We start from the raw sequence: 18,858 nt of genomic DNA, 5'->3' as shown, positions 1-18,858 counted from the left end.
TCAGGTCGAATGAAACCCGATTTCTTTAACCCTCAGTCCATCTTCTTCAGCCCTGTTTTTTTACCGCCCGATGATTTTTGAACCGTCTGATGTTTTGACCACGGCAATCACGCTCGGACGAGCTGGTGTGGTGCCATCCGGCCAGGTGCTGGTTGGTTTTTCAACCGTGCCGCCTTCACCTGGATGCTGAATCGCACAGAAAAACGTGTCATTGGCCGGAGTCATTTCCGGGCCGCAAATCTCGGCGCCAATCGGAGCACTCAAAAATGGTTTGAGCTTCCCACGATTGGGGCCGGCGGTGGGCACAGCATAAATGGTATCGTGAACTTTGAGGGTTGACGGCATGCCGTCGGTTGAAATCCACAAATTCCCACGCTTATCAAACGTGATGTTGTCCGGCGTTGAAATCGGACTCATTCCCGCCAGACTGAATCCGGCGTAATACACACCGTCAGCAGCAACTTGTGGGTCACCACAGAGCATAAAAATATCCCATTCAAAAGCAGTTGCGGCATGATCGTCACCGGCTTCGGTTAGTTCGATGATATGACCATGTTTGTTAGCTGCGCGTGGGTTAGCCGCATCGGTGGTCGGGTTGTTGTCAGTTCCCCGGCGGGTATTATTGGTCATTACACAATATACTTTACCGGAGACCGGGTTGACTTCAATGTCTTCAGGACGATCCATTTTGGTGGCGCCAACCAGGTCAGCCGCTCCACGGGTGTTGATACAGACGTCGGCTTGCGTCCAGCCAGCCAGTGGGCCCTGGCCGCCAATCAATGGAATCCAGGTTCCAGTGCCATTGTCGCTCAATCTGGCAACATAGAGGGTGCCTTCATCCAGCAAGTTGAAATTCGCAGCCCGATTTTGCAGATTGACTTTGTTTTTGGTGACGAATTTGTACATATAGTCAAACCGCTCGTCATCCCCCGTGTAGACCACAACCCGGCCATCTTTGGCGACCACAGTTGTCGCGGCTTCGTGTTTGAACCGCCCCAGGGCAGTGCGTTTGCGCGGCACAAACGTCGGATCATAGGGGTCAAACTCAACCACCCAGCCAAAGCGGAACGGTTCGTTTGGTTCTTTTTCAATGTCAAACCGGTTGTAAAACTTTTCCCAGGCCCGTTCGCTCGCCGCGCTGGTCAGCCCATACCGGCTGTGAACTCGTTTGCGTGGGTCTGCATCCGTGAGCTTACCGTTGTTGGCAAAATACTGGTTGAAGTTTTCTTCGCAGGTGAGTACCGTGCCCCACGGCGTCTTTCCGGCAGCGCAGTTGTTGAGCATTCCAAGCACACGTGTTCCAGTTGGGTCTTCCGAAGTTTTCAGCAATTCATTTCCAGCCGCAGGTCCAGTAAACAGGATTTCGGTTTGACCGGTGATGCGGCGATTGAAGGCAGAACCGACTTTATAGCGCCACCCGTTTGACGTCCGCTCGATTTCAACCACTGACGCCCCGTGGGCAGCGAGTTCGATATCCACCTGATCTTTGGTAGGGTTTCCCGCCTGATAGCCCAAAAACATATTAAGCGGGTCAGTGTATTCGTGGTTGACCACCAGCAGTCCAGTGGTTGAGCTTTTGGCGGCAAAGTTCGGCAAGGGGAAATAGCCGACATAATCACAGTTAAAGCCAAATTGCTCAGCCTGGGCGGCTGGGGTTTGGCGAATCAAACTGAACGCCGGGGCATTGCTCGTCAGCGGATCTCCCCATTTGAGCAAAACCGAGGCCGCATATCCATTGGCGACCGTGATGCGATCTTCAGTATTGAGACGAATGGGGAGGAATTCGAGTTTATCGGCCAGGGTTGCCGCTCGATTTTCAGCCGTTCCCAGCGTCAGGTCCTCATCGTCGAGTGGAAGTTCCTGAGCACTGGCATCGGTCGAATCAATCAACGATGTTCCAGCCACCAGCAATGGGGCTGCGGAAAGCGCCCCTTTCAGGAATGAACGGCGCTCGATGCGGCGCGACAGGATTTCTTCAAATGTTGTATTTTCAGCAGGTTCAGATTTTGAAAACAGTTTCATGGCAATTCCTCTCAGGTAATGGTTGGTTACACTTGAGAATTAGTCACAACGCTGTTTCCAAATCCTGAATGGAAAATGAACAATGCCTGAACCTGAAGTTACATGCGGGTGTTCAATCAGTAAGCTCTACTCAACCATGCCTGTCATTCTTGAAAAAATTGGATTTCCCTGAACCCTGAACCCTGAACCCTGAACCCTGAACCCTATTTTATGGACCGACCTTATCTTTTCTATGAGTTGACCAACAGCATCTGCGCGACCTGTTTCCGCAAGGTCGAAGCCAAAGTCATTTTTCAGGATGACCAGGTGTTTCTGCACAAATACTGCCCGGAGCACAAACACCAGCGGGTGCTGATTTCGACGGATGTCGAATACTACAAACTCGCGCGCAACTACCTGAAACCAGGCCAGATGCCGCTTAAATTCAATACCCCGATCAGGTACGGATGCCCCTACGATTGCGGTCTATGCCCCGACCACGAACAGCACAGTTGCCTGACGCTGGTTGAAATTACCGACCAGTGCAATTTGCAATGTCCAATTTGTTATGCCGAATCGGGGCCGCATCGCCAGACGTGGCGCTCACTCGAACAGGTTGAGTTTTTGCTCGATTGTGTCGTCTGTAATGAAGGCGAGCCCGATATTGTCCAGATTAGTGGTGGAGAGCCGACGATTCATCCTGAATTTTTTGCCATTCTTGATGCGGCCAAACGCCGTCCGATCAAACATATAATGGTCAATACCAACGGGATTCGGATTGCTCAAGATGAAGAATTCGTCAAACGCCTGAGCGAATACCTGCCTGATTTTGAAATTTACCTGCAGTTTGACTCGCTTCGAGCCGAGCCAATCAAGGAACTGCGCGGCCTCGATTTACGCGAAGTCCACCGGCGGGCACTCGAACGACTTAACCGGTACAACCTGTCAACCACGCTGGTGGTGACGCTGAAAAAAGGGTTAAATGACAGCGAAATCGGTGAGATCGTTGAGTTTGCGCTGCAACAGCCCTGCGTTCGCGGCGTGACGTTTCAGCCGATTCAGAATGCGGGGCGGGTGGAAAACTTTGATCCAGCCCGAGACCGGTTGACACTTGGCGAAGTCCGCCAGCAAATTCTCAAACAATGCTCGTGGCTCTCTCCGGCAGATATGATCCCGGTGCCATGTCATCCTGACTGTCTGGCGATGGCTTACGCCTTGAAAGTCAATGGCCAGGCGGTCCCGCTGACCAGCCTGATTGACCCAAACGTGTTGCTCCAGCACGGCAGCAATACCATCGTGTATGAACAGGATCCCGCGATCAAAGACCACGTCTTCAAGCTCTTTTCGACCTCGCATTCACCCCAATCCTCCGCGCTGTCACTCAAACAACTCCTGTGTTGTCTGCCGCTGGTTCAGGTGCCCGATTCGATTGGCTATGAAAATGTCTTCCGGATTTTGATTATGCAATTTTTGGATCCATTTAACTTCGACGTGCGATCCGTCAAAAAAAGCTGCGTTCACATTGTCCACCCGGATGGACGGATCATCCCGTTTGATACCTTCAACATGTTCTATCGGGATGAAAAGGAAGAACTTCTGAACCGACTGAAGGCGCTGGGCTGAGAAAACCAGGACTTGGGGCTCAGGGCTGAAGACTCGCAAGCTCGGGGCAATCCAAGGGATGAGGGATGAAGGATGAGGGATGAAATAAAACCAATTCTTCAGCCCGACTTCTTCAGCTCGACTTCTTCAGCCCTGCTCCTGGTTTTCTCAGCCCCAAGCCCTCAGCCCTGAGCCCCAAGCCCGGTGTCTTCAGCCCTGGTTTTTCAACTCCAAACCCAACTATGACAAATCCACCTCTATCTGGCGCCTTTGAGCGCTTTGCCCAGGCCCTGCTTCCATTGCCCGAATTTCCTGCCTTTCACATCGAGCGTCTGCGCCGAAAACTTTTCCATGTGGTGTCGGCACTGGCGGTGGTGATTCCATTACTGGAAATTGAAACCCTGCTGTACTCGGCGGTGACCCCAAAGTTTGCGCTGTTACTGGTCGGTTCGGCGCTCCTGATCACGCTGATGGGTGGCTATGCCTTACGTGAGCGCCAGTTGACCGCCATTCAAACTCCCATCTGTTTCCTGGTGGGAGGATTGGTCTTGATGATTGGGGTGTCAGCCCTGTTTTCGCTTTCCCCGATCATTTCTCTGGTTGGATCGCTCGACATCCGGACAGGCTTTTTGACATATGCCGGTTATCTGGTGTGTTTTCTTGCGCTTACCATTGCCCTGACGGCAGATCGCATCTGGCTCTTTCGGTTTTTTCAGATCCTGGTATTGCCGGGTATTGGCGTTTCCCTGCTTGGGTTCTATGCCTTTTTCCATCAGCCAGCGGCGGTCAATGCGGCGGATCCCCTCTTGTTTCGCCTGAAAGGGACCCTCGGACATGCCGACTATGCGGGAAATTTCTTGCTCTTCACGCTGTTTGCAGCCCTGGCCGCGACCGTGGTGAGTACCAAATCACTCTGGAAATGGATCAATCTGGCGGCAGCGGCAGTGATGCTCGCGGCAATTTTGTTTACTGGAACACGCGGGGCCTGGGCCGGGCTCGGCGTGGCCGGAGTTGTGGGCTTGATACTGGTTTTTCGGGAACGAAGTACTTTCTTTCAAAAGCTTTCGCCACAACAGGTTCGCCAGGGCTGGATTGTCACGGGGTGTCTGCTCCTTGTGTTCGGAGGGCTGGTCTGGTTCACCCCAATTGGGCATACGGTTCGAACCCGTCTGGCTGGGACGGTTCAGGAGGGCTTCACTGGTGCAGGCCGGACAACGCTGTGGAAATGGGCATTGCGGGTTGTGCCTGATTACTGGGCCACCGGGTGCGGGCCAGAAATGTATCGGCTCGCCTGCTTGAATTACATCACGGCTGATGATGCCCGGGCGACCTCCGGGCTGGCGGTCGAAGATCCTCACAACCTTATCCTGAGCTATCTGGTTAACTATGGGGCGTTTTCAAGTGTGATGCTGCTGGTGATTGTCGGATTCGCCTTTATTTCCGGCTGGCAGGCATTGAAGAAATCAACCACCATCCAGGAAAAAGGCGTGAGTCTTCTGCTGATCCTGGCGCTCCTGGCGGTTACGATTGACTTGCTGTTCATTTATTTCACGTTGACCACTGGGCTGTATTTCTTTGGACTCATCGCCATCATTTTTGTCTGGAATCAACAGCTTGCAAAGGAATCAACCTCCGCTTCGTCAGTTCGCTCCTCCTCACAGAAAACGTCAACTCGTCACAAACCAGCTCAATCACGTGAATTTCTGGTCTGGGGGCTGCTGGGAACGCCAGTGCTGGCAGCCGTGATCTATCTTTTCCCCATAGTCGCGGCTGAATACACCATCTATCAAAGCATGGATGCCGCGCGCCAGAAAAATACCCGGCAGTGCCTGGAACTCGGCCAAAAAGCCTTTTCTTATGGGCTGTATCAAACCGACCATCATTATTATTTTGCGCGTGCTCTGGAGGCCATCACGGTTCTCTTACCAGACAGCGACCAGGATTTCTTCCTGACCCAGGCGGCTGCCGAAGCTGAAAAAGCGCTTCCACATGGTCTCTTTCCCGACCAGTATCGTTTTTTTCAAGCCCGATTGTTGCTCCAAAATGACCAAATTTTTGAAGCTGATACCCTGAGCGATGAGATTGAAACCATCAATCCCCATTATTTTGGCATTCATGTGATTCGGGCCCAGGTTGCCTTGCGGTTGGAACAACTTGATCAAGCCCAAACTGAAATTGCCGCGGCAAAAGCTCTGAATGGACCTCGCAGATATATCAGCCCGCTCAACAAACAACTCAAACAGGCCAGAGGAATTCAACGCCCAAACAGGTCCAAAACAAAGCACAAATCCAATCCAACCTTTGACTGACAATCCCTCAATATTCAACAAGAACCTTACTCCCTTAAACCTCTTTTTTCTCAAGAGATACTGGTCTTCAAAATCGTAAATTCCTTGCTTTGCCACAAACGACTTTTCCATCAAAACAATCGTTTGACGGTGACAGGTCAACCGTGTATATTGGCACAGCCTATCTCACACATATCGTTCTACTTATAGCACCAATTCATCTTGCGGTTTCGGCGTTCTCAATCAGATCTCTAAAGTTTTTACCATCAGTTGTTTCTCCAAAAAAATGAACCTGGCCTCAGGCAAGGTACGCTCTATTACCTTATCCCAGGAGTGGACAGCATGCCCGAAAAAATCACTTCCCGACTCAAGTTTTCTCCGTGGCAGATTGCCTTGTGTTTTGCGCTGTGTTGCGTGGTTGCGATGATCGCAGCCGGCAGCTTTGCAAGATTCAACGACAAGGTCTCTGCTAATAACAAACAAAAACCCAATAAAACCAAAAAGTTCCAGGGTTCTCCCAACGCCGGGTTAACCCCAGAAGAATCAAAGCAACTCTCTCAGTTGTATTCAGAATTTCAACGTCCGGTGAGCGGTGAGCGGGGCAACAGCACGCTGACCTTTTCAAAGGAAGAGCAATATTTGCTCAAAGAGTATGGCAATGGGGTTCGACTCAACGATCTCCAGGTCAAAACCGTCATTTCACGCATCTTGTTTGAGTACCATTTCCGCACTGAGCCAGCAAATCTGGATCAAGGCTATCTCAAAAAGAAAGCATTGCTGGCTCAATACTCCGAGTTTGTCAGACAGCAGGGACGGCGGATCCTCGATGAACCCCGGACCAACGACAAACGCCCGGCGAATACCCATATCAACCCAAATCTGGCCGGTGGGCCAGATGCGTTTGGCTACACCTTCCGTGACAGCAATGAAGCCGTTACCCCACCCGCCTTCCAGTTTATTGATATTTCTGGAACTGGAACGCTGTTAATACCGGGTGGCGATGCTGATGAAGGGGCAGCAACTGTTACCCTGGGAGGCGCTGGGTTCAGCTTTTATGGAACCACGCTCAATACGGTCGTAGCCTCAACCAACGGGTATATCAGCTCGTTGTTGAGTGATAATGGTGGCGACCTCTCGAATGACTGCCCATTGCCAGTCGTACCGAGCACCGGCGGTGGAGCGCGGTTTTATCCGCTGCATGACGATCTGATCAGCACCAATATCCGGCATCAATATTTTGCAACCTCGCCACGCCCAGCCGACAACGGTCCAAATACCGGCGTCAATGTCATTAGCTGGATCAACTCCGATCATTTTGGTGGTGGGACTGATGCATTCTCATTCCAGGTCCTGCTCTATGACAATGGGGACATCGTGTACCAGTACGGAGCAGGAAACCCCGAAGCCGGGTCAGGCTCAACCACCGGGATCCAAAATGATGGTGCCACGATTGGGTTGACTTATGCCTGCAACACGGCGGCAACACTGGCCGACGGGCTGGCGGTCCTTTTCTCAACGGCTGATGGCGGTGGTGGTGGCGATTGCGAGCCATGCACCCCAGACAGCAACGCGTTTACCGACCCAAGCCTGGAGCAGCAAACGACATTTTGGGATTCAACCTCGACCAATTTTGGGAATGGTTTCTGCACGATTGGTGGGTGTGGCACCGGCACCGGCACCGGCCCACGCACCGGCGATGTCTGGTGGTGGGGCGGTGGTACGGACTCAGCCGAAATCACCACGCTCAGCCAGGATGTCACGATTCCAACTGGCACGACGGCGACGTTGAATTTCTTCCTGGAAATTCCATTCACCGAAGCCCCATTCGATGCCACGATGGTCCTGACAGTGGATGGCGACACGATCAACACCTATACCGAACCCGCAACCGGTGCGGTTGGGTATACCCTGCAAACCTTTGACCTGTCGGCCTATGCTGATGGGGGAACGCACACCATCCTCTTTACCTACACCAATCCAACCGGAAGTGGTACGTCCAACTTTTTTATTGACGACCTGCAATTGCAGATTGTCTGCCCACCGTGCGAAGGCGAATGCACCAACCCGAACGTGAATCTGCTGGTGGCCGACACGACCAACAGCCGCGTTCAGAAATTCACCGTTGGGGACGGGATGCCGACCACGCTTGACGTGGGTCCAATCAACGGGACGTTTGGTACGGGCGATCCGGGGTGTTCATCGTTTACCACGGGTGTCCAGAGCGGACGTATTTTCCGAGATGCGATTCCGAGCACCTGCCCATCGAAAGTCTACCCAGGTATTTTCAACGTGGGGACGATGTACAACTACGATGCCTATACCTTTACCAACAACATGGCCGCGACACAGTGCATCACGGTCAATTTTGACCCGAATATGGGGACAGGAACACCGTGTGGAACCAACGCCCACGCCAGTGCCTATCTGAACAGCTATGATCCAAATAACCAGGCGACCAACTTTGTCGGCGACGTCGGATCAAGTGTCACCCAGCCGTTCTCGTTTGATGTACCAGCCAACGGCACCTTCCTGGTGGTGGTGACCAACACCGCCTCTCAGGCAACCTGCAGCTACCAGTTTACCGTGGTTGGAGATGTAACCTGCGGCGAGGCGGCTCCACAAGGTGACTGGTCAGTGTTAATGCCAGCCGGCACCACGGTTGGCAAGGTCAAGAACCCGAAGGGCGTCACCCAAACGGCTGACGGCGTCAACATTTATGTCGCCGACACCGGCAACAACCGCATCCAGAAATCAACCGACAGCGGTGCCACCTGGGCGGTGGTGCCGATCACGGGCGCGGCGCCAAACACGCTCAAGTCACCAGCGGCGGTTGCGGTCCAGCCGACAGATCCAAACGTGGTCTATATTGGCGACACCGGCAACAACCGCGTGCTGGCTTCCTCAGATGGCGGCGCAAGCTGGTCGCTCCTGGCTGGAACAGGTTCAAATCCAAATCAGGTTCGTGGTCCAGAAGGCATGGTCGTTGATTGCGACGGCAACCTCTGGATTGCCGACACCCTCAACAACCGCATTGTGGCCTACCCGGCTGCTCTTGTTCCCCGACCAGGGGCCATTCGAATCCCAGTCACACCTGGAACGGGTGTCGTCGTGGCCGGTTTTGGTTCAGCCTTCAATCAGGTACGGGCACCCAAGGGCGTCACGGTTGATGTGTTGACTGGCGACCTCTATGTGGCCGATACCGCCAACAACCGCATCACCCATTACACCAATGGTCCAGTCCTCTCACCGGTAGTATTGAGCGATGCTTCACTGGTGGCCCCGACCGGGTCGGCACTGGGTCAGGTTCGCGGTCCAGCCGGAATCACCGTCTCAGGTGGAGCTCCTGAGATGATGGATCGCCGTGGGTTCACCCCGAAAGTGGCCAACACCGGTGTCGTCAGTCTGGTGATTGGTGACACGTTAAACAATCGTATTCAGCGAGTTGAACTTGCCGGAACTACCCAGGTTGCGGGATTCTCACTCGTCACCGGTAGCACGGCGACGCAAACGGCCACGGTTGGTTCGTCAGTCGGTCAGTTCCGCGCTCCAACCGGAGTTCGATAGAACTCCCTTTCACGTGTCGGTTTTTGGTTGTGCACCGCGAAGCGTTGCCGTTCGGATAGCCGGTTGGTTGCTCGGTTACAGGGAGCTACCACCGGAAACAGGTTCGATTTCCTTTCTTCCTCGGCACGACCCGTGCCCCAACGGGGCGCGGGTCGTGCGGAGAACTGGAGGGTGACCAAATCCGGTGGTGGCGCGTTCAAAGCAACGCTGACCACCGGCTAACCTTACTCCATCCCTCCGGGATGAAAACCAGTGGACTCGACCTCATCAACCCCAAACAAAAGGGGAGACTTTGATTTATTCAGAGTCTCCTCGCTTTGTTTTACAAGGTATTCAACCCATTGTCTTCAGCCCCAAGCCCTCAGCCCTGGTTTTCCCAGCCCACCTTCTTCAGCCCAGCATTGAAGGCATTTACCCACAGCCTTTACTTATGTTACAAAAAGGGTTCAGTTGCCTCGCTTCCCTTACCTTTCAACAGGTTATACAACAAATACAACCTATCTATTAAAGCCATCCGGTACGTCCATCAGTGTCTGGAGTAGAAAGAGTATTCGTTTCAAATAGCCACCATGCTCATGCCATTTGATGTCTCTCTGGAAACTGCCCTTTTCCAGATTATTCACTCTTGATTCCATTTCCCGCACGATAAAATCAGGATTCAAGAATTAAAAGAACAATTTAGGGGGATAAATGATCAACCGACCATCTGTACACAATGCGACACAACGCTGGTTCAGCAAGTGGATACTGGCCGTTACCGCGCTGGTTTTGTGTGGGTTCACTGGAGTCTTTGCTCCAGACGCCAGCACAAACACCACATCAGCCGTCACGCCACCTGCCGCCAAAGCGGCTCAGGATACCAAAACCAACCTTGATCTGGCTCGTCAGGCGCTGGAACAGGCCCAGGCCACTGAAAAAGCATCGCCAAGCAAGAAAAACGGTCTGGCAACCGATGCCGCCCAGGCAGTTTACAGTCAAGCCCTTGAAGCCAGAGTCACCGAACTGGTCACCCGCCTGGCCCAGTTGAAAATCGTGATCGCGCAATCGGAATACAGCAAATCCGCACCACCAGTTTCGGCTTCCGTTCTTGCTGAATTTAATGCGATCCGGGCTGAGCTTGATTCACTCAAGCCCTACTACAACTTCAACACCCGCGCCAGTCAGCCGGTTCCGACTTCGATGGTGACCGAAACTGAACCCAACGGCACCTCAGCCACGGCCACACCGCTGACGATTACCCCAACTGATCCCGCCGCAATTGTGACGCTCACAATCAGCCCGGCGGCTGACCAGGATTTCTTTTCGTTTTCCGCCACGGCAGGCTCACGCGTTTGGGCCTATGTGGACACCGGTTCACCACCAGCCCAGGTTGGTACCTCACGTGACTCGCAGCTTCGATTGTTTGACACTGACGGCACCACTGAAATCGAGTTTGACGATGATGACGCCAGCGGAAATGGTGGAGATGGGGTCGAGGAAAGTGGACTTGCCTCCTGCATCGCAGGTCGCACGATTCTAGCCACCGGCACCTATTTCCTTCGGGTGAATGCTTTTAGTGCCGCAGCTATTATTAACCCCTGTACACTCTATGTGGTGGTGACCTCGACCTCCATCCCTGAAGTCGAATCCAACAATACCTCCGCGACCGCCACGCCACTCATTACCGCTGGTGAAGTAGTTGATGTCAGTACAGCTTCAATCGGTGTTGCGGCTGACATTGATTACTATTCCATCGTCTGTGAAGCCGGAGACATCCTCTCCATCAATGCTGATTGTGACCCTGAAAACAATGGTGGGACAGATCTGGTGGTTGAGTTGCGTGATCCGAGTGATGTCCTGTTGTTCAGTGCTGATTCCTCTATCTCCAGTGCCAGGGCAGCAGAAGGCTTTAGTTACCTCATTCCGACTGCTGGTACCTATTTTGTCCGTGTGACACATTTTAGTGCATCCAGCACCGGCACCTATGACCTGATGGTGGCCCGAGCCAGCGCCTCAGGTGGTGGCGGCGGTGGTGAATGTATGCCGACCACTGAAACCTATAGCTACACCGGGCCGGTGGTGGCAATTCCCGACAATAATGCTGGCGGTACCACGGTGACGCTCAATGTCAGTGGATTTACCGGAATGATTGGTGACCTCAATTTCCGATTTGACGGTACTTCCTGCACGCCAAACATTGGCGATACCAACGCCGGGCTTGACCATAGCTGGGTTGGTGATCTGATTGTTCAATTGACCTCGCCAGGTGGCACGACGGTTACTTTGATTGATCGAATGGGGGTGCCAGTCACCTCTTCGGTCGGTAACTCAGGGAACAATTTCTGCCAGACGGTGCTTGACAGTGATGGCGGGGCACCAGCCATTGAAGACGCTACGTCGGCTGAAAATCCATTTACTGGTACCTACTCACCTAACAACTCTCTCAATGCCTTTGATGGTGAAGACCCCAACGGCACCTGGACCCTGTTTGTCAGCGATAATGCAATCTCGGACACAGGAAATATCCGTGCCTTTTCGCTCGATATCATGAATGACTGCGAGCCAATGGAAATGGGCTGCACCAACCCGAACGTGACGTTGCTCGTGGCCGACACGACCAACAGCCGCATTCAGGTATTTGATGGTACCGACTGGTTGGCGCCACTCATGACCACCGGCACATCTGTCGGACGGGTTAAGAATCCAAAGGGTGTCACCCAGACCAGCGACGGCGTCAACATCTATGTTGCCGATACAGGGAACAATCGCATCCAGAAATCAACCGACAGCGGTGCCACCTGGGCACTCCTGCCCAACACCACCGTTGCGCCGGTTGGCTTTAAGTTGCCGGCAGGCGTGGCGGTTCAACCTGATGATCCAAACATCGTCTATGTCGCCGACACCGGCAACAACCGGGTGCTGGCTTCTTCCGATGGCGGTGCGACCTGGACGCTGCTGGCTGGTACTGGCTCAGGTCCAAATCAGGTGCGTGGCCCAGAAGGCATGGTTGTGGACTGCGAGGGCCACCTCTGGATTGCCGACACCCTGAACAACCGCATTGTGGCTTACGAACCAGCAGTGAATATTGTGGCGGCGCCAGTCACACCTGGCTCCGGGATTGTGGTCGCCGGAATGGGTTCGGCCTTGAACCAGGTCCGGGCACCAAAAGCTGTCACGGTTGATGTCCTGACTGGTGATCTCTTTGTGGCTGACACCGGTAACAACCGGGTTACCCGTTACACCAACGGACCAGTTTGCACCGCTGTCGCCCTGGGTGATGCTTCTCTCGTGGCGGGCACTGGGTCAGCACTGGGTCAAGTTCGCGGTCCAGCCGGAGTCACCGTTTCAGGTGATGCCATGGTGATGGATGGTCGGCCAACCAAAGTGGCTGCGTCCGGAGTGATCCATCTCGTCATTGGTGACACAATGAACAATCGCATCCAGATGCACGAACTCTCAGGACCGGCCCTGGTTGGCGGGTTTACCCTGGTTACGGGGACACTCCCAGGCCAAACCGCAACCATCGGCTCTGCCGTGGGTCAATTCCGAACTCCAACCGGAGTCAGGTAAAACCAATCGGGCTCAGGGATTGGGGCTGAAGACCTTGAGCTGAAGATAAACTCCAAACAGAATGGGGAGACTTTGAAGTATTCAGAGCCTCCCCGTTTTGTTTTACATGTTCTTCAGCCCGTTTTCTTCACCCCTCAACCCTGGTTTTCTCAGCCCCAAGCCTTGAGCTTTCAGATGTCGGTTTTTTGATTTCATCCCAGAGGGATGGAGCAATTTTAGCCGGTGGTCAGCGTCGCTTTGGACGCGCCACCACCGGATGCGGGTCAGTCTCCAGATTTCCCTGCACGGCCCGCGCCCCAATGGGACGCGGGCCGTGAGGGAAGGAGAGGAAATTCAACCTGTTTCCGGTGGTAGGCCCAAAGCGGCCAACCGACCGGCTAAAATTGCTCCATCCTTTCAGGATGAGAACCAATCAACTCGACCCAATCGAATCCAATCAAAAACTTCTACCAGGAAAGGTAGGACTTCGAGCGGAAGACTTCGGTTTCAGATTCAAACCAAAACGGGGAGGCTTTGAAAATTTCAAAGCCTCCCCGTTTTGGTTTACAGAGTCTTCAGCCCCAAGCCCTGAGACCCAGGCTTCTTCAGCCTTATATTTTCACCACCAGTTTCCCAATGTTGGAACCTTCAAAGAGTTTGTTCAGGGATTGTGGAGCATGTTCCAGACCTTCAACTTCATCCACGCGGTATTTGAGCTTCCCTTCTTTCATCCACTGGCCCAATTCGGCAAAGGCTTCGTGGGCTCGGGCAGCGTAATCAAGCACGATAAAGCCTTCAATTCGAGCACGTTGGACCAGCACATTGGCAAAATTGTATGGCCCCGGCTGGGGTGTCTTCGAGTTGTACTGTGAAATCAACCCGCACAGGACAATTCGTGCCCGGAGATTGATCTGGCCCAGGATGGCATCCATGATTTCGCCGCCGACATTTTCAAAATCAATGTCAATGCCCTTTGGACAATGCTGTTTCAGCGCTTTGGCAATGTTTTCCGTCTTGTAATTGATGGCGGAGTCAAACCCGAGATCTTTGACAATCCAGTCGCATTTTTCATCGTTGCCGACAATTCCGACAACGTGGCAGCCTTTGATTTTTCCAATCTGGCCGACAATCGAGCCAACCGCACCAGCGGCAGCCGAAACCACCAGGGTTTCTCCTTCTTTGGGTTGGCCAATGTCAAGCAGCCCAAAATAAGCGGTCATCCCAATATGCCCAAACAAGCCCATATAGGCTGAAAGCGGAATATGCGGATTGACCGGCAAGATCGAGACCCCGGGCCCTTTGCTAATGGCGTAATCCTGCCAGCCAAGCAACCCCTGGACGTGGGCGCCTTCCGGAAAATTGGGGTTGCGCGAGGCTTCGATCACACCGATGGTGCCGCCGCGCATGACATCGCCAATCGGAACGACTGGTAAATAAGTATCGTGCTGAGCCCACATGCGGTTGGTTGGGTCAAGCGACAGGTACAAATTATGAACCAGGAATTCGCCTTCGTTGAGTTCGCGCACTGGTTCTTCGGTCCAGGTAAACACACTATCGTCAATCAGTCCGACGGGCCGGGTCGCCAGTCGCCATTGCCGGTTGATTCGGGTCGTCATTTGATTTGCTCCATTTGGTGAAGGATAAATGGTCAGTACCGCCTGCGTCAGCGGGTGGGTTAACCAGCTCACGGGAAGTAGTACTGATTGATTTCCTATGCTATTTGATAAGAAAAGAAATGAGAGCCTGCTTTTTACATCACTTCCATCAGAACGCCAACCCGGTTCAACCAGGGAGATCCAATTGAGATTTTCACCAAAAAAGGGTGTTGACGGATGGGGGCTTTTTGGCTACTATGCGCGTTCTCTTCACACACAAATTTTTTCTATGCCGGAGTGGTGGAACTGGTAGACGCGCCGGACTCAAAATCCGGTGAGGGTAACCTCGTGAGAGTTCGAGTCTCTCCTCCGGCATTTTTCATTTCCCTCAGTTTGTATTCGTCAGTGAAACATCGCCGCCCACCAGCGAACCCCAATTCCCCAAAGCCTTCTCGCCAATCTCCTGTTTCCCATCAGCCATCGCTCCCGATCCAACCTGTGGTTACCCTTGCCCGTCGTGTCAGTTTTGATGCCTTGATGTTTGTTGAGCAGGGTGACTTTCTCGATTCCGACGTGCTGGATGGTTTTTTGCAGAAAGCACTCCGTGAAGGCGCCGGAAATGCCGACCACCGCGAAGCCGACCGCCGACTGGCCCAGGAAATCACCTTTGGCGTGCTGCGCTGGCGTGGGTGGATTGACCATCAGATTGCCCGGCTGGCCAGCCGTTCGCTCCAACACATTGAACCAGCCGTCCGAACAGCCCTTCGGATGGGCCTGTACCAGATTGCGTTTCTGTCACGCATTCCCGAATCAGCCGCCGTTAACGAATCAGTCAATCTCATCAAACTCCAAACGCAACTTGTTCATTTAGGTGGATTTACTAACGCAATTTTGCGCGAGGCGCTCCGCCAGGGGATTCGCTTTGATGCAACGGCACCACTCCCGGAACCAACCGGGCGCAACTGGGACGAACTCGCTCACCTGGTGTCGCATCCGTCGTGGCTTCTCACCCACTGGGCACGCCAGTGGTCACCGGCACGGACCCTCCAGATTGCCCAGGCCGACAATACAATTCCCAATTTCTATCTCTGGTTCAATCCACTGCGGGCACCGATTGACCAGACACGGCAAACTCTTGAACAAGCCGGCGTTCAGCTCCAGACCGTTGGTAACGACCCGCAAACGGTTCACTGGATTGAAGGTGATTTTTCAGTCCTGTGGCCACTGGTCGAACAAGGCGCGGCCTATGTTCAGGATGCGGCCTCACAACAGGTAGCCCGCTGGCTCGGCGTCCAGCCCGGTATGCGAGTGCTTGATTGCTGCGCCGCACCAGGTGGAAAAACCGCGCAACTCGCGGCCCAGATGAACAATCGCGGAGAACTGATCGCCTGTGACCTGCATCCGCGACGAGTAACTGACCTTAAAAACAATTGCGAACGGCTCGGCGTCACAATTCTGACGACTGGAAAAGTTGATTTCAGCCAGGAAACGCTGTTTGCCACCGCGCCAAAGTACCTGCACCTGGAACCGGCTGGATTTGATGCTGTGCTGGTTGATGCACCTTGCTCTGGTACGGGCACGCTCCGGCGACATCCCGAAATTAAATGGAAACTCACGCCGCAAAAACTGCCGGAACTGGCTGAACTCCAGAGCCGGATTCTTGAAAATGCGGCTCTGGCGGTCAAACCTGGTGGGGTGTTGCTCTATGCAACCTGCTCGCTTGAAGAAAAAGAAGGCGAAGAAGTCGCACGCCGGTTTCGCAATCGCCATCCGGAGTTTGAGCTTGAACCGCCAGCGGATGCGGGGTCAGCCCTGACTTCGGAGAAATACCTGCGCACCTGGCCAGATGCAGGTCCAGATGGTTTTTTTGCTGCCCGATTTCGAAAACGGAAACGAGATTGAGTTCCCTGTCAGTCATCAGTCGTTCCAACCCACCCGCTAACGCAGGTGGTACTGACCAAATCTGAGTTTTGGGATAGGTCCAAAGGAACTCACAGGGGATTTTGGTAATTCAATTTAAATCAAAATTGAAGCAAACTATCATCCATCACACCGACGCAGACTCTATTCAAGTCTAGCAAAGCCATTCTTTTTCAATATCTTACACATTCAATCCATTGCTCTTTGAATGAATGGCACCTATCTTGCCATACCCAGGAAAATTCACATTTCCTGGAGGCAGTATGTTCTTTGTTTATTTGATTCTGACAGTGCTTTTACTCAACGAAATCGTGGTGTTCATTCAATATCTCAAGCGGAAACCAAATCCAACCCATTTCAGTTCAAACCTGGAATACCTGGAGGCAGTCAAAGACCTTTTGGCTCAAAATAAGAGAATTGAAGCCATCAAACTCCATCGAATTCTGTTTCAAACCAACCTGAGAGAAGCCGTCGAAGCAATTGACATGTTGCTTGCGATTCAGGATAAACCAAAAAGTAACCCAACCGAATGAATTTGAAAGCTCCGTCAAGCCAGAGCACTCTATAGATTTATGTCCAAACCAGCCGTTGTGTTGCTCAGTGGTGGTCTTGATTCGACCACCGTTCTGGCCATTGCCCAATCAGAAGGCTATGCCGTCTATGCGTTGTCATTTGACTATGGACAGCGCCACGCCCGCGAACTTGAAGCCGCACGCCACATCGCTGCCCAATCACAGGTCAAAGACCATCTCGTCGTGTCATTTGATATGCGCGCCATCGGTGGCTCGGCCCTGACGGCAGCGATTGACGTTCCCAAAAATCGTTCCAACGAACAACTCTCCACTGGAATTCCAGTAACCTACGTGCCAGCCCGAAACACCATTTTCCTGTCATTTGCCCTCGCCTGGGCCGAAGTCCTGGGTGCGGAAGATATCTTCATCGGGGTCAATGCACTCGATTATTCAGGCTATCCCGACTGCCGGCCAGAATATATTCAGGCTTATGAAACGCTGGCCAATCTGGCCACACGAGCTGGGGTTGAAGGGAAACAGCACCTTCAGATTCATGCCCCTCTGATGACACTGACGAAGGGGGAAATTATTCGGCGCGGGCTTGAACTTGGTGTAGACTATGGCCTCACTCACAGTTGTTATGATCCAACCCCAGATGGCACGGCCTGTGGCGAGTGCGACAGTTGCCAGTTGCGCCTCAAAGGCTTTGCCGAAGCTGGGATAACTGATCCGGTGCCGTATCGGGATTGAGAAATCCAGGGCTGAAAATATCGGGCTTGGGGCTGAAGACTTCGAGCTTGGGGCTTGGGGCTGAAGACTTGGGGCTTAGGGCTGAAGAAAATGCGTTGAAGAAGACGGGGATTTTGTCTTGAACCCGAAGTCTTCAGCCCCGAGCTTGCGAGTCTTCAGCCCCTAGCCCTCTTTCTTCAGCCCTCTTTCTTCAGCCCTCTTTCTTCAGCCCTCAGCCCCTAGCCCAAGGTCTTCAGCCCAACACCCACACCAATTCCCCCAAGCGAGAAGAGATAAATGACTGACCGAATCAATTATTGGGATTACATTAAACTTGATGAACTTCACCGCCTGCAGTCCAATATCCAGACTGACAAGTATGATGAGGTGATGTTTATTGCCATCCACCAGCATTTTGAACTCTGGTTTTTCCAAATCATTCGCAATTTGGACGAAGTGATCCGCCGGTTGCACGCTTCTCCACCAGAAGCGGTTTCAGCAACCGCCCTGATGAACCGGGTCAACCAGGAATTTATCTGTGCCACTCAGGGTTTTGAAGTGATGAAGACGCTTTCACGAGAAAGCTTTCTGTCATTTCGCGATGCGTTGCGTGGTGCTTCGGGCCTGCAAAGCGCCCAATTGACCATCATCGAACTCCTCACCGGACGCCACGGCGACGAGATGTATCACGAACTGGTCTCTGGAAGCGGCATGCAGGATTTTCTGGCCAAATATCGGGGGCCGGATGGCATTTTGACGCGCATTGCCCAGGAACGGCTCGGAAAAGGCACCCTCCGGACAGCCTATGACCACGTGGCCAGCCATCCAGATGTCAAACCTGAAGAACTGGAACCGCTGAAAGCTGAAATTGCCCGGTTTGATGAGCAACTCTTCGGCTGGCGGAAACTGCATTATGAAGCCGCCGCCACCGTGCTCGGACCGGAATTTACATCGACATCGGGCACGGTCGGCAATCAACATTCCTGTTCTGAAAACCTGAAAACCGGGATGGAACATACTCGCCGCTACTTCGACGATCTGGCCCACAGTGCCAAAAGCTAATACCATTTAGGGTTCAGGGTTCAGGGTTCAGCGAAAAACAGTCATTTCAATAACTTC

General features: G+C 53.1%; 10 protein-coding genes and 1 tRNA gene. 9 read left to right on the top strand and 2 right to left on the bottom strand.

Features of this window, described 5'->3' with window-relative positions; translation table 11 throughout:
- Positions 1 to 60: 60 nt before the first annotated feature.
- Positions 61 to 2,022: a PhoX family phosphatase gene (locus HY774_13340; GenBank protein MBI4749467.1), complete on the bottom strand. Its 1,962-nt coding sequence runs from the start codon at positions 2,020 to 2,022 to the stop codon at positions 61 to 63.
- A gap of 210 nt (positions 2,023 to 2,232) precedes the next feature.
- On the opposite strand from HY774_13340, the gene HY774_13335 reads away from it, so the two are divergent.
- The 4 genes from HY774_13335 to HY774_13320 all read left to right on the top strand — a co-directional run bounded on the left by HY774_13335 (position 2,233) and on the right by HY774_13320 (position 13,004).
- Entirely contained in the window at positions 2,233 to 3,624 is a 1,392-nt protein-coding gene (locus tag HY774_13335; GenBank protein ID MBI4749466.1) for a radical SAM protein, read from the top strand.
- A gap of 221 nt (positions 3,625 to 3,845) precedes the next feature.
- Positions 3,846 to 5,912, top strand: coding sequence for an O-antigen ligase family protein (locus tag HY774_13330; GenBank protein MBI4749465.1), 2,067 nt, complete (start codon positions 3,846 to 3,848; stop codon positions 5,910 to 5,912).
- Positions 5,913 to 6,233: 321 nt separating this feature from the next.
- Positions 6,234 to 9,455, top strand: coding sequence for a hypothetical protein (locus HY774_13325; protein ID MBI4749464.1), 3,222 nt, complete (start codon positions 6,234 to 6,236; stop codon positions 9,453 to 9,455).
- A gap of 690 nt (positions 9,456 to 10,145) precedes the next feature.
- Positions 10,146 to 13,004 carry a pre-peptidase C-terminal domain-containing protein gene (locus HY774_13320; protein ID MBI4749463.1) on the top strand — a complete coding sequence of 953 codons (2,859 nt, stop codon included), beginning with the start codon at positions 10,146 to 10,148 and terminating at the stop codon, positions 13,002 to 13,004.
- A 590-nt stretch (positions 13,005 to 13,594) separates the two neighbouring features.
- Here the strand turns inward: HY774_13320 and HY774_13315 are convergent.
- Complete coding sequence (locus HY774_13315) at positions 13,595 to 14,599, bottom strand: NADP-dependent oxidoreductase (GenBank protein MBI4749462.1); 1,005 nt, start codon at positions 14,597 to 14,599, stop codon at positions 13,595 to 13,597.
- A 270-nt stretch (positions 14,600 to 14,869) separates the two neighbouring features.
- On the opposite strand from HY774_13315, the gene HY774_13310 reads away from it, so the two are divergent.
- The 5 genes from HY774_13310 (at position 14,870) to HY774_13290 (ending at position 18,801) form a co-directional block, all read left to right on the top strand.
- Positions 14,870 to 14,953, top strand: a tRNA-Leu gene (locus HY774_13310).
- On the top strand, positions 14,927 to 16,480 hold the full coding sequence (gene rsmB, locus HY774_13305) for a 16S rRNA (cytosine(967)-C(5))-methyltransferase RsmB (protein ID MBI4749461.1): 1,554 nt from the start codon (positions 14,927 to 14,929) through the stop codon (positions 16,478 to 16,480). The genes HY774_13310 and rsmB overlap by 27 nt, the downstream gene beginning before the upstream one ends.
- Before the next feature lie 281 nt (positions 16,481 to 16,761).
- Positions 16,762 to 17,031: a hypothetical protein gene (locus tag HY774_13300; protein ID MBI4749460.1), complete on the top strand. Its 270-nt coding sequence runs from the start codon at positions 16,762 to 16,764 to the stop codon at positions 17,029 to 17,031.
- 39 nt (positions 17,032 to 17,070) lie between these two features.
- Entirely contained in the window at positions 17,071 to 17,760 is a 690-nt protein-coding gene (gene queC, locus HY774_13295; protein MBI4749459.1) for a 7-cyano-7-deazaguanine synthase QueC, read from the top strand.
- A 276-nt stretch (positions 17,761 to 18,036) separates the two neighbouring features.
- Complete coding sequence (locus HY774_13290; protein MBI4749458.1) at positions 18,037 to 18,801, top strand: hypothetical protein; 765 nt, start codon at positions 18,037 to 18,039, stop codon at positions 18,799 to 18,801.
- Positions 18,802 to 18,858 lie beyond the last annotated feature (57 nt).

Source organism: Acidobacteriota bacterium, from assembly GCA_016208495.1.
Taxonomy (GTDB): domain Bacteria; phylum Acidobacteriota; class Blastocatellia; order Chloracidobacteriales; family Chloracidobacteriaceae; genus JACQXX01.
Note: the sequence above shows the minus strand (reverse complement) of the source record. Positions and strands in the feature narration are given on the sequence as shown.

Coding starts and splice junctions, on each gene's coding strand:
- HY774_13315 (MBI4749462.1), bottom strand. CDS start 14,599: ATGACGACCCGAATCAACCGGCAATGGCGACTGGCGACCCGGCCCGTC.
- HY774_13320 (MBI4749463.1), top strand. CDS start 10,146: ATGATCAACCGACCATCTGTACACAATGCGACACAACGCTGGTTCAGC.
- HY774_13290 (MBI4749458.1), top strand. CDS start 18,037: ATGACTGACCGAATCAATTATTGGGATTACATTAAACTTGATGAACTT.
- HY774_13325 (MBI4749464.1), top strand. CDS start 6,234: ATGCCCGAAAAAATCACTTCCCGACTCAAGTTTTCTCCGTGGCAGATT.
- HY774_13330 (MBI4749465.1), top strand. CDS start 3,846: ATGACAAATCCACCTCTATCTGGCGCCTTTGAGCGCTTTGCCCAGGCC.
- HY774_13335 (MBI4749466.1), top strand. CDS start 2,233: ATGGACCGACCTTATCTTTTCTATGAGTTGACCAACAGCATCTGCGCG.
- queC (MBI4749459.1), top strand. CDS start 17,071: ATGTCCAAACCAGCCGTTGTGTTGCTCAGTGGTGGTCTTGATTCGACC.
- HY774_13300 (MBI4749460.1), top strand. CDS start 16,762: ATGTTCTTTGTTTATTTGATTCTGACAGTGCTTTTACTCAACGAAATC.
- HY774_13340 (MBI4749467.1), bottom strand. CDS start 2,022: ATGAAACTGTTTTCAAAATCTGAACCTGCTGAAAATACAACATTTGAA.